Here is a 10,859-nt window from a genome sequence, read left to right as displayed (position 1 = left end):
CCGCCAGTTGACCCGAATCCGGGAGAATCGGGAGAGCCGGAGCCGCCAGTTGACCCGAATCCGGGAGAATCGGGAGAGCCGGAGCCGCCAGTTGACCCGAATCCGGGAGAATCGGGAGAGCCGGAGCCGCCAGTTGACCCGAATCCGGGAGAATCGGGAGAGCCGGAGCCGCCAGTTGACCCGAATCCGGGAGAATCGGGAGAGCCGGAGCCGCCAGTTGACCCGAATCCGGGAGAATCGGGAGAGCCGGAGCCGCCAGTTGACCCGAATCCGGGAGAATCGGGAGACCCAGAACCGCCAGTTGACCCGAATCCGGGAGAATCGGGAGAGCCGGAACAGCCAGTTGACCCGAATCCGGGAGAATCGGGAGAGCCGGAACCGCCAGTTGACCCGAATCCAGATGGTTCAGAAGACACTTCGGAAGACGCATCAGAAGACGCTTCAGAAGATACTTCTGAAGACACTGGAGAGTCGGAGAAACCTGAACCAGGCAAGCCAGAACCAGGCGAGCCAGATCCAGGTAATCCGGATCCAGGCCTGCCAGAACCAGGCAAGCCGGATCCAGGCAAGCCAGAACCAGGCAAGCCGGATCCAGGCGAGCCAGAACCAGGCAAGCCAGGTCCGGACACTGACGGTGGCCCAGAAGGCGGCGTCAGTGGCGGCACTAGCACCGAATCCGGCAAGAAGCCTAATGTGACGGCGACCGTCACGGGTAGTCAGACCACCAGTGGCGACCAGCCAGACAATTCGGCAGGTGCAGAAAATGAAGCCCTGCCGCGGACGGGCAATGTGGTGGCCGGTGCGTTGTCGGTGATCGGCCTTAGTATCATGGGCCTGATTGGTTTGGTGGGTGCGGCGTTCAAGCGTAAGAAGGAATAAGCACCAAGCGAAGCGGTACCGTGTTGCTGGAAACAGTAGCACGGTATTTTTGCATACCTGAGCAACCGTGAATCAGCGGCGGTGGCGTGAGCGGCTTTTGCGGCTACCTGACCGCGGCAATGCATGCGGCACACCAGAACCCGCGCTTGGCCCAATGAGATCACCTCAACCTTGCCAGTGAGCGGGACGAGGGGACGCCTTGCCCAAGCGCTCCCAATTGCCACTTACTGAGCAAAACCGGGCAAATTTGCCCCTCATGTTCTTGTTAAGGAACTGTAATGAAAACGTAGCCCATTTTACTTGAAATCGGGAGGTGACCCGGTATAATAGGCAGACGTACTAAACTTTCGGTTTAGTTTAACAAAACTATAGTGGGGGTGGCCAAATGGACATTGGGCAGAAGATCCGTGATTTAAGGATTCAAAAGAACCTGACGCAAGAAGAGCTGGGGGAGCGCACCGATTTAACCAAGGGGTACATTTCGCAACTTGAGCACGACCAGTCGTCGCCGTCGATGGAGACCTTCTTCGACATCCTCAATGTCCTGGGCCAGACCCCGGCGCAATTTTTCACTGAAGATAAGAATCAGCAGCTGGTGTACAAGGTCGCTGACCAAACCGAGTACGAGGACGAGGAGCGCGGCTATCAGCTCAGGTGGCTGGTGCCCGAGTCCAACGAGAACGAAATGGAGCCGGTGCACATCACGTTTGCGGCGGGCGGCGAGTTCAAGACGTTCGAGCCTTCGCCGGCGGAGACGTTCATCTACGTGGTCTCGGGCCGGGTGACCCTGCAGCTGGGCAGTGCGAACTATCTGGCCAAGCGCGGGGAGACGATTTACTTTCACGCCACCCAGCAGCATCGCATCGTGAACGCGGCGCGCGGCAAGAGCGTAATCCTGCTGGTCGCGACGGCATCTTACTTATAGGGGGAGCAAACAGTGAGCAAAACGATTATTGAACTGAAGCACGTCAGCAAGGTGTACGGCGATACCACAGTTCTTAAAGACATCAACATCGAAATCGAGCAGGGCAAGTTCTACACGCTGCTCGGCCCAAGCGGTTCGGGTAAGACGACCATTCTGCGCGCCATTGCGGGCTTTCTCGACCCGACCGCCGGCGACGTGCTGTTCGACGGCAAGCGGATCAACGACATCCCGGCCAACGAGCGCAAGGTCAACACCGTGTTCCAGGATTACGCGCTGTTCCCGCACCTCAACGTGTTCGAGAACGTGGCGTTCGGGCTGCGGATCCAGAAGCACACCAAAGATGAGATCAACACCCGCGTCGACAAGGCGCTGAAAATGGTGCGGCTGGAAGGCCTGGCCGACCGCGAGATCTCCGAGCTTTCCGGCGGCCAGCAGCAGCGGGTCGCCATTGCGCGGGCCATTGTCCTCGAGCCCGAGGTGCTGCTGCTGGACGAACCGCTGTCGGCACTGGACGCGAAGCTGCGCAAGGACATGCAGTACGAGCTGCGCGAGCTGCAGCAGCGCCTGGGCATCACCTTCCTGTTCGTCACCCACGACCAGGAAGAGGCGTTGGCGCTGTCCGACGAGATTTTCGTCATGAACGACGGCGAGGTGCAGCAATCCGGAACGCCGGTCGACATTTACGACGAGCCGGTTAACCACTTCGTCGCGGACTTCATCGGCGAATCCAACATTGTGTCCGGCCACATGGTTCAGGACTACCTGGTGGAGTTCAACGGCAAGCAGTTCGAGTGTGCCGATGCGGGGATGCGCGCCAACGAGCCGGTTGAGGTCGTGCTGCGGCCCGAGGACCTGGACATCACGGCCGTCGGCGCCGGCAAGGTCACCGTCGACGTGGACACGCAGCTGTTCCGCGGCGACTACTACGAAATTGTGGCCTACGACGACGCGAAAAACGAGTGGCTGATCCACTCGACCAACCCGGCCAAGGACGGCGACCACGTCGATCTGACGTTTGATCCAGAAGACATCCACGTCATGCGGCTGAACGAATCGGAAGAGGAATTCGACGCCCGGCTGGAAAGCTACGAAGGCGAATAGGAGGCCGGCGATGAAAAAATCAACGCAAAACATGGCCTTTTACGTGCCGTACATCCTGTGGATCGCGCTGTTCGTGATTGCGCCAATGCTGCTGATCGTTTACCAATCCTTCTTCAACATCGAGGGGCAGTTCACGCTGAGCAACTACGCGACGTATTTTCAGTCCGGGACCTACATCATGATGACCATCAACTCGGTGTGGTACGCCTTCTTGATCACCGCACTGACGCTGCTCATTTCCTACCCGGCCGCGTACCTGCTCCACTACGCCAAGCACAAGGAGCTCTGGCTTCTGTTGATCATCCTGCCGACGTGGATCAACCTGCTGCTGAAAGCCTATGCGTTCATCGGGATTTTCAGCCAGGACGGCGGGGTGAACACGTTCCTGCGCATGATGGGGCTGGGCACGCACCAGTTCCTGTTCACGGATTTCTCGTTCATCTTCGTTGCCAGCTACATTGAGATCCCGTTCATGATCCTGCCAATCTTCAACGGCATTGAGGAGCTCAACGAGGGGCTGGTTAACGCCAGCCGCGACCTCGGCGCCAAGTGGTGGCAGACCTTCACGCGGGTGATCCTGCCGCTGACGATGAGCGGGGTCAAGGCCGGCGTGCAGGCGGTCTTCATTCCCAGCCTGAGCCTGTTCATGCTGACCCGTCTGATCGGCGGCAACCGCGTCATCACGCTTGGGACCGCGATCGAGGAACACTTCCTGACCACCATGAACTGGGGGATGGGCTCGACCATCGGCGTGGTCCTGATCGTCGCCATGGTCGTGATCATGTTCCTGACTGGTGAACGCAAGAAGAAGGGAGGACGGCAAGCATGAAAAAGTGGAAATGGTCTAATCTGTACCTGATTTTTGTCTTCATCCTGCTGTACGTGCCGATCGCCTACCTGATCATCTACAGCTTCTCCAAGGGCGACACGATGAGCAACTTCCGCGGCTTCACCTGGGCGCATTACAGCGAGCTGTTCGCCGATACCCGAATGATCCAGATCGTGGTCGACACGCTGATGCTGGCGCTGCTGTCCAGCCTGATCGCCACAATCGTCGGGACCCTGGGCGCGTTGGCGATTAGCCGTACCAGCAAGCCTGTGCTGAAAAACTCGATTCTGTCCTTGAACAACATCCTGATGGTGTCGCCTGACGTCATCATCGGGGCGAGCTTCTTGATCTTCTTCACGGCGCTGCACGTGCCGCTCGGCTTTTTGTCCGTGCTGCTGAGCCACATCGCCTTTTCCATTCCGATCGTGGTGCTGATGGTGCTGCCGCGGCTGGCCGAAATGAGTACCACGATGCTGGATGCGGCGCGCGATCTGGGCGCGACCAACACGCAGACGCTGACGCGCGTGATCATGCCGTTCATCACGCCGGGCATTTTGTCCGGGTTCTTCATGGCGTTCACTTACTCGCTCGACGACTTCGCGGTGACCTTCTTCGTCACCGGCAACGGCTTTGAGACGCTGTCCGTTGAGATCTACGCGCGGGCGCGCCAGGGCATCAGCCTGGAGATTAACGCGCTGTCCGGCGTCATGTTCATCTTCTCCTTGGTGCTGGTCATCGGTTACTACTTCATTCAACGCGGCTCGGCCTCGCATAAGGCCAAGCTGAAGGCAAAGGGGGCGCCGCAATGAAACGACTGATTAGCATGGCAGCCGTGATCCTGGCGGCGGTGCTGGGGCTGGCCATCTGGAGCAAGTCGCTGCAGACGGCGCAGGGCGCGACCGGCACCAACACCCTGAACCTGGCCAACTGGGGCGATTACATCGACCCGGCGCTGGTCAAGAAGTTCGAGAAGGAATCCGGCTACCACGTCAACTTGGAGACGTTTGACTCCAACGAGGCGATGTACACGAAGATTCAGCAGGGCGGCACGTCCTACGATCTGACCGTGCCTTCCGAGTACATGGTCGAGAAAATGGCCCGCGCCAAGATGCTGATCCCGCTGGATAAAAGCAAGCTGCACGGCCTGAGCAACTACGGTTCGCTGTACATGAATCGCTCCTTTGACCCCGGCAACAAGTACTCGCTGCCGTACTTCTGGGGGACGCTCGGCATCATTTACAACGATAAGTTCGTCAAGCGCGAAGAGGTCCTGCACTGGAATGACCTGTGGTCCCCGAAGTTCAAGGACAACATTATGCTGATCGACTCGGCCCGCGACATTATGGGCTACTCGCTGCGCTCGATGGGCAAGTCGATGAACACCACCGACCCCAACACGCTGGCGCTGGCCAAGGCCAAGCTGGACCAGATGTCGCCGAACGTGAAGGCGGTCGTGGCTGACGAGATCAAGATGTACATGGCCGCGGACGAATCTGCGTTGGCGGTGGACTGGTCCGGGGAAGCGGCCGACATGATGGCCAATAACTCCCATCTGCATTACATCGTGCCGAGCGAAGGTTCGAACCTCTGGTTTGACAATCTGGTGATCCCCAAAACGGCCAAGCACTTCAAGGCCATCTACGCGTTCCTCAACTTCATCACCGACCCGAAGAACGCCGCCCAAAACGCCGATTACGTCGGTTACTCTACCCCTAACACGGCGGCACTGAAGCTGCTGCCGAAGTCCGTGCGCAACGATAAGCAGTTCTACCCAGACCAATCCGTGATCAAGAAGTCCGAGGTGTACAAGGACCTTGATCCCAAGACGGTCGGGTTGTACAACGATTTGTACCTAGAATTTAAGATGTATCGCCGCTGAGGCAAGGCACACCAAAGCACGAGCTGGATTTGCTGGATTACCGGCATTTCTGGCTCGTGCTTTTTTCGACTACGCTCGTGTTTTCTCGCTTAAATTCGATACATTGTCCGGTACATAAATTTATACCGGAATTATTGACCTGGTCCTCATCTGTAATTTGTTATAAATCTATTTTAGTGACGGGAAGCGTCCCCAGATCAGAGAAGTCTGAGGTGTTACAGAAGCTATCAAAGTTAAGCGTTATGGAGGAGAGCTTGTCTTTGTCAGATGTGGTAATCAACGCCTGCACGGCAGTGTCTTTGGTTGCGCCTGCTGCGACTTCTGCACCGACGCCTTGGTCGGACATACCACCGTTGCTGTCCAGTTGCTGCCCGGTACTGGTGACGAGTGACGAAATGCCATTGAATTGGACCGGATTAGCTGATGTATTTTTGATGGCGTACTGAATTTGGATTTCATAGTACGGGGTGGTGACGCCGGTTGAAGATGCAAAAGAGTCGGCGGCAAGCTTCTTTTGGTCATTGTCTTTTGGCGTCACTTCAAACATTTTGAAGTCTTTAAGAATGACGGAGTACTTACTAACGGTCAGAGTTTTGTTGATAGTCGCGATTTTGGCCAATTCCATCTTGCCCTGCATGTCATCGTTTTTCCACTGGCCGACCTTCAGCAGCTGTCCGTTTGTGACCTCGTTACTACTAGAGGACTTCTTTTTTGATGGCTTCGTAGTTGTCTTGGTGTTCTTAGAACTTTCGACTGTTTTTCCGCCGTTATCAGTGCCCGAGTTGCTGCTCCCGCAGGCCGCCAAACTTAAGGCGGCCAATAATGTTGCCCCAATTGCGATTAGCTTTTTCATGGTTACACTCCTATTTTCTCCAGCTTTTTACGTCGTTCAGTTTTGGACGTCTGCGAAACATGATTTGATTGGTAGAACAGGACAGTTTCTCACAAACCTTGAGTCAAATAGACAGTTAAAAGGGAGACGGTCCCTAGAAAGCGCTTTCATTAATTGCTAATAGCACCTCGCCTCTTGGTAACAACGCGTACTTGTGCAGAACCTCACCAGCCATATTGTATAACTCCTTTTGAGAAAAATCCTCAAGAATTAGTACGGACAAGAGATAGAGCTGGTTGATTAAGGAATGTGCCGGATCAACAACAATTTTGGCCGAAAAAAGTGGGACCGGCTTACCGTAGTTTTGGCAAGTTGGTCCCGCTATTTGGATGGTCGAGTGACTATTGAGCAAACTACTTGACCTGGAACTTGGCATAATCATCGTTCCGCGACTGCACGAGGATCTCCTGGTGCGCGGCCAGCATGGTGAACAGGCCGGTTTTCTCGTCCTGGGCGGTGGCAAGTTTCTGCTCGCGCAAGACGGTGAGCGCGAGGTGGGAGATGCGCTCGGCCAGCTCCAGCCGCGCCTCCTTGACCAAACTGGCGAGCTTGAAGGCACTGACTTGGCCGGTCACCCGGCGCTGGTCATCGATGGTCACGACCGTCACGTACATCGTCCAGTCGTACCGATGGTCGGGCGTCCCGCTTGCCGTCGCTTGGCCGTGCGAGTCACCGGTGCCCTTGGCCAGCCCCTGATCGATCGTGAGCTGATGGGCGAGGCGGGCGTTGAGGCTGGTGACGGCGGCCTGGCTGAGCGCTGGCGCCTTGCTGGCAGGCAGACTGCTGCTGGCGGCAGGCTTTTTGGCGGACTTGGCTTTTGGGCTGGACTGGGTCGGCGGCTGCGGGCTGGCTGCTGGTTGGGCGTGCAGGTAGGGCAAAAGCAGCCCGGCTGCGAACAGCAGGAACCCGCTCAGCAGCGCGATCACCGGCAGGAGAAAAGCGCGCCGGCGGGTGATCAGCGCCACGCTGGCCGCGATGATCACGGCGAGCCCTAAGATAATCAGAATCCGTGCGGCAATCATCTGCACCAGCTCCCTTCGCGAAAATCTCTGCTCCGTATGAGTTCCCTTATAATACCATGCGGTTCCACGCCTGAACATGCTTAGTTAGTAAAGCCTGGGCCAGACTTTGCGATGCGTCTGCCTAAGTGCGCGAGCCTTTCGCACCTTGGCGGGGGGATCCCGGCGGTTGGCGAAATATATCTGCATCAGGGCACTTGGATCTGGCACAGCGAAGAGTGGAGGAAAGCCATGTTAAATCGAGTCGTACTGACGGGTTATTTGGCGCGCGAGATCGAGCTCAGGCAGACGCAGGGAGGCCACACGGTGGGGCGCGCCAGCCTCGCCGTGGCGCGCAAGGCGAAGGATGCGCAGGGCCACCGCCCCGCAGACTTTATCCGCTTTGTGGCCTGGGACAAGCAGGCAGAATTTCTGGCTCATTACGCGAAAAAAGGGGCGCTGCTCAGTGTGGAAGGGCAGCTGCGCACGCGCGGCTACGACGACAAGGAGGGCAAGCACATCTCGCTGCTTGAGGTGGTGGTGACCGACGTGTCGTTTCTCGAGTCCAAGGAGGTCTTCGCGTTCAGGCAGAGTCAAAAGGCGCACCGCGAAGAAGACGCAGCGCCGGCAGTGGATCCCTTTGCGCCTGAGGCCAAGGTGGACATTCCAGAGGACGATCTGCCGTTTTGAGCAATGAAAAAGACGCCTAAACGGGCGCCTTTTGCGGTGGTGATCAGTGCTTGGCGTTAAGCTCCTTGTTCTTGCGGCGCACGCCTTTAAGGGCGGTGTCGTAAAGCAGGGCGACGTCTTCGGGCGACTTGTCGCTGAGGTCCTGCTGGCGAAGCCACTCGATGGCGACGGCTTCGTCTGCAGTTGCGGGAAAGGACTGTGCGTTTTCGGTTGACATAGTTTGTCTCATCTCCTGAGGCTATTATGCCACACCCACAGGCCCTGCGGCTACGATTTGCCTGATCAGGGCAGAGGGGCGCTGCCTTGTAATCGCGGCGGTTCTCCTTTATACTGAACGCCAAATCGGTCTGGCTTAAGGCGTGCTTGGGCGACCTGTGAGGAGAGTTGGAATGTACAAGGCAGCATTGATCCTAGAAGGCGGCGCGCTGCGCGGTCAGTACACCGCGGGGGTGCTTGACACCTTCTTGACGCATGACATTCACTTCGAGCTGGTGGTCGGGGTGTCGGCGGGCGCGCTGTGCGGGACGAATTATCTCTCCGAGCAGCTCGGCCGCACGAACGCCATCAATACAAAGCACCGCATGGACAAAAATTACATCTCGGTGCGGCGCGCACTGCGGCGGCAGGACATTATCAACTTAGATTACCTGTTTGCCGAGCACGGCGGCGATTGGGAGGACTTCGACGACCGCACGTACCGCACCTCGCCCTCCGAGTTCGTGGTCGTGGCCACCTCGGTCGAGCAGGGCAAAGCGGTGTACTTCCGCCATCCGCAAGGCCGGGACATGATTGCCGACCTCAAGGCCAGCGCCGCCATGCCGTTCATTTCTGCCCCGGCGTACACCAGCGCTGGCGTCTGCCTGGACGGCGGGATCGCCGATTCGATCCCGTACCAGTACGCTCAGCAGCGCGGCTTTGACCAGGTCGTGGTGATTCGCACGCGCGAACGGGCCTACCGCAAGGCGCCGACCAGTCAGGTGCTGCGGCGCGCCTACCACCGGAGCTTTGCCGCTTACCCGACGTTTGTGGAAACGGCGATCGGCCGCCCAGAGATGTACAATCGCCAGGCGACGGCGCTGGAAGCACTGGAGGCGGCGGGTAAAGTGTTTGTGATCGCCCCGCAGCAGCCGGTGACCGTGGGCCGGCTGGAGCACGACGTCAGCAAGCTTGAGGCGCTGTATCAAACCGGGGTCACAGAGGCGGAGGCGAGCCTCTCCTCAATGCGGGCCTACCTCGCGTAAGCCGCTCGGCCAGGCGTCCTCGGGGGGCGCCTTTTTTGGCGGCAGGGGCGGAGAATTGTTTTCGCTGCGGGGTTTGACTATACTGAATTCATCACTGCAGGGGAGGGGCGCGCATGCTCGAATACGAAGACATTGCCGGCCAGTTTGAAAAGGATCAGAAAATCAACTTCGACAAGATCCTGCAGCAGGTGATTGCGGGCTGGCAGGCGGCGGGCAAGCGCCCCAGGCTGCTGATGCACGCCTGCTGCGCGCCGTGCTCCACGTACACGCTGGAGTACCTGACGCAGTACGCCGACGTCACGATCTACTACTACAACCCAAACATCCACCCGCGGATGGAGTACGAACGCCGCAAGCTGGTGCAGGAGCAGTTCATTGCGGACTTCAACCAGTGAACGGGCAACGCCGTGCGCTTTTTGAGTGCGGACTACCGGCCCAGCGACTGGCTGGCGCACACCAAGGCGCTCAAAGACGAGCCGGAGGGCGGTGCGCGCTGCAAGGTGTGCTACAATTTTCGCCTTGACGCGGTGGCACAAAAGGCCCAGGCGCTCGGCTTTGACTACTTCGGCAGCACCCTAACGATCAGCCCCAGCAAGAACGCCCAGTGGATCAACGAGGGCGGCCTTCACATTCAGCACATCTACAACGTGGCGTACCTGCCGAGTGACTTTAAAAAGCGCGGCGGCTACGCGCGGTCAGTGGAGATGTGCAAGGAATACAACGTGTACCGGCAGTGCTACTGCGGCTGCCTGTTTGCGGCCAAGGCGCAGGGCGTGGACCTGAAGGCGGTCAACCGGGAAGCGACCGCCTACGTGGCGCAGCACCAAGGCGATGACTTTACCGGGATCGAGTTTCACATCCAGCGCCAGGCGCAGTAAGCTTCAGGTTTTGCCCCAAGGCACCTTGTTATTTACGGGGGTGAGACCTACACTGGCGGTAGATGGAACCGTATCCACAGGAGGGGGCGAAAGCAATGGCAGAAGCAACTGATGGGTCAAAAACGGCGCGCATTGGCGTGGACTACTTGCTGACTTTCACTGAGCCACAATCCGAGCGGGCGGTGCGGTTGGCCCTGAACCCGGTCGTGGCTTACCTGCGTGAGTATCAAGGCGGGTATCGGTTCAGCTCAAACATGGGCCCAACGAGCCTCAAGGTGCGCCTCAAGCACGCCTTGAACCTAGACCCCAGAACATTCACGTTGCGCTCAACAAGCGCGGCGTTTGATAAGTTATATTAAAAAGCAAGGTGCGAAGAGTTCGCGCACTTAGCGGGATGGGTAGCCTAGCGTAGGGTATTGTCGGTGTACTTTACCGACGATGCCCTACGCGTAGCTAGCCACTCCCGCGTTGCGAACTCGTAGCCCGATTTAGCAAGGTGCGTAGGGTCCGCGCATTTAGCCCGACGCTTAGCCTAGGTCGAGGCATT

The 10,859-nt window shown here is 58.0% G+C and carries 12 protein-coding genes and 1 pseudogene; 10 read left to right on the top strand and 3 right to left on the bottom strand.

Annotated elements, in window-relative coordinates; genetic code table 11:
- The 6 genes from EKM85_RS11590 to EKM85_RS08130 form a co-directional block, all read left to right on the top strand.
- Window positions 1-879, top strand: an 879-nt coding sequence (locus tag EKM85_RS11590; protein ID WP_125585787.1) for an LPXTG cell wall anchor domain-containing protein, incomplete at its 5' end; no start/stop codon positions are given.
- 385 nt (window positions 880-1,264) lie between these two features.
- Window positions 1,265-1,804 (top strand): helix-turn-helix domain-containing protein, encoded by a 540-nt coding sequence (locus EKM85_RS08150; RefSeq protein ID WP_125585785.1) that lies wholly within the window; start codon window positions 1,265-1,267, stop codon window positions 1,802-1,804.
- A 12-nt stretch (window positions 1,805-1,816) separates the two neighbouring features.
- The gene (locus EKM85_RS08145) at window positions 1,817-2,905 is read left to right on the top strand and encodes an ABC transporter ATP-binding protein (protein ID WP_125585783.1); all 1,089 of its coding nucleotides are present in this window, start codon (window positions 1,817-1,819) and stop codon (window positions 2,903-2,905) included.
- Window positions 2,906-2,915: 10 nt separating this feature from the next.
- Window positions 2,916-3,734: an ABC transporter permease gene (locus EKM85_RS08140; RefSeq protein WP_125585781.1), complete on the top strand. Its 819-nt coding sequence runs from the start codon at window positions 2,916-2,918 to the stop codon at window positions 3,732-3,734.
- On the top strand, window positions 3,731-4,543 hold the full coding sequence (locus EKM85_RS08135; protein WP_125585779.1) for an ABC transporter permease: 813 nt from the start codon (window positions 3,731-3,733) through the stop codon (window positions 4,541-4,543). The genes EKM85_RS08140 and EKM85_RS08135 overlap by 4 nt, the downstream gene beginning before the upstream one ends.
- Window positions 4,540-5,613 carry an ABC transporter substrate-binding protein gene (locus EKM85_RS08130; RefSeq protein ID WP_125585777.1) on the top strand — a complete coding sequence of 358 codons (1,074 nt, stop codon included), beginning with the start codon at window positions 4,540-4,542 and terminating at the stop codon, window positions 5,611-5,613. The genes EKM85_RS08135 and EKM85_RS08130 overlap by 4 nt, the downstream gene beginning before the upstream one ends.
- A 160-nt stretch (window positions 5,614-5,773) precedes the next feature.
- Here EKM85_RS08130 and EKM85_RS08125 read toward each other — a convergent pair whose 3' ends face one another.
- Both EKM85_RS08125 and EKM85_RS08120 read right to left on the bottom strand, forming a co-directional pair.
- A complete protein-coding gene (locus EKM85_RS08125; RefSeq protein ID WP_125585776.1) occupies window positions 5,774-6,466 on the bottom strand; it encodes a hypothetical protein in 693 nt (230 codons plus the stop codon).
- Between the two features lie 392 nt (window positions 6,467-6,858).
- Complete coding sequence (locus EKM85_RS08120) at window positions 6,859-7,527, bottom strand: hypothetical protein (protein WP_125585775.1); 669 nt, start codon at window positions 7,525-7,527, stop codon at window positions 6,859-6,861.
- Window positions 7,528-7,755: 228 nt separating this feature from the next.
- Between EKM85_RS08120 and EKM85_RS08115 the strand changes: the two genes are divergently transcribed.
- Window positions 7,756-8,193: a single-stranded DNA-binding protein gene (locus EKM85_RS08115; protein ID WP_164510717.1), complete on the top strand. Its 438-nt coding sequence runs from the start codon at window positions 7,756-7,758 to the stop codon at window positions 8,191-8,193.
- A gap of 43 nt (window positions 8,194-8,236) precedes the next feature.
- On the opposite strand, the gene EKM85_RS11490 is transcribed toward EKM85_RS08115, so the two are convergent.
- The gene (locus EKM85_RS11490) at window positions 8,237-8,410 is read right to left on the bottom strand and encodes a hypothetical protein (RefSeq protein ID WP_164510716.1); all 174 of its coding nucleotides are present in this window, start codon (window positions 8,408-8,410) and stop codon (window positions 8,237-8,239) included.
- A gap of 172 nt (window positions 8,411-8,582) precedes the next feature.
- On the opposite strand from EKM85_RS11490, the gene EKM85_RS08110 reads away from it, so the two are divergent.
- The 3 genes and pseudogenes from EKM85_RS08110 to EKM85_RS08100 all read left to right on the top strand — a co-directional run bounded on the left by EKM85_RS08110 (window position 8,583) and on the right by EKM85_RS08100 (window position 10,671).
- Window positions 8,583-9,434 carry a patatin-like phospholipase family protein gene (locus EKM85_RS08110; protein WP_125585773.1) on the top strand — a complete coding sequence of 284 codons (852 nt, stop codon included), beginning with the start codon at window positions 8,583-8,585 and terminating at the stop codon, window positions 9,432-9,434.
- A 113-nt stretch (window positions 9,435-9,547) separates the two neighbouring features.
- A pseudogene (locus EKM85_RS08105) lies at window positions 9,548-10,312 on the top strand (epoxyqueuosine reductase QueH).
- Window positions 10,313-10,407: 95 nt separating this feature from the next.
- Window positions 10,408-10,671: a hypothetical protein gene (locus EKM85_RS08100; RefSeq protein ID WP_125585772.1), complete on the top strand. Its 264-nt coding sequence runs from the start codon at window positions 10,408-10,410 to the stop codon at window positions 10,669-10,671.
- The last annotated feature ends 188 nt before the right edge of the window (window positions 10,672-10,859 follow it).

It is taken from the genome of Lacticaseibacillus jixianensis (assembly GCF_003946485.1).
GTDB lineage: Bacteria > Bacillota > Bacilli > Lactobacillales > Lactobacillaceae > Lacticaseibacillus > Lacticaseibacillus jixianensis.
This window is presented reverse-complemented; position numbering and strand designations above follow the sequence as displayed.

Excerpts from the sequence above, each read along its gene's own strand:
- EKM85_RS08150 (WP_125585785.1), top strand. The coding sequence starts at position 1,265 with ATGGACATTGGGCAGAAGATCCGTGATTTAAGGATTCAAAAGAACCTG.
- EKM85_RS08140 (WP_125585781.1), top strand. The coding sequence starts at position 2,916 with ATGAAAAAATCAACGCAAAACATGGCCTTTTACGTGCCGTACATCCTG.
- EKM85_RS08120 (WP_125585775.1), bottom strand. The coding sequence starts at position 7,527 with ATGATTGCCGCACGGATTCTGATTATCTTAGGGCTCGCCGTGATCATC.
- EKM85_RS08100 (WP_125585772.1), top strand. The coding sequence starts at position 10,408 with ATGGCAGAAGCAACTGATGGGTCAAAAACGGCGCGCATTGGCGTGGAC.
- EKM85_RS08135 (WP_125585779.1), top strand. The coding sequence starts at position 3,731 with ATGAAAAAGTGGAAATGGTCTAATCTGTACCTGATTTTTGTCTTCATC.
- EKM85_RS08130 (WP_125585777.1), top strand. The coding sequence starts at position 4,540 with ATGAAACGACTGATTAGCATGGCAGCCGTGATCCTGGCGGCGGTGCTG.
- EKM85_RS11490 (WP_164510716.1), bottom strand. The coding sequence starts at position 8,410 with ATGTCAACCGAAAACGCACAGTCCTTTCCCGCAACTGCAGACGAAGCC.
- EKM85_RS08115 (WP_164510717.1), top strand. The coding sequence starts at position 7,756 with ATGTTAAATCGAGTCGTACTGACGGGTTATTTGGCGCGCGAGATCGAG.
- EKM85_RS08125 (WP_125585776.1), bottom strand. The coding sequence starts at position 6,466 with ATGAAAAAGCTAATCGCAATTGGGGCAACATTATTGGCCGCCTTAAGT.
- EKM85_RS08110 (WP_125585773.1), top strand. The coding sequence starts at position 8,583 with ATGTACAAGGCAGCATTGATCCTAGAAGGCGGCGCGCTGCGCGGTCAG.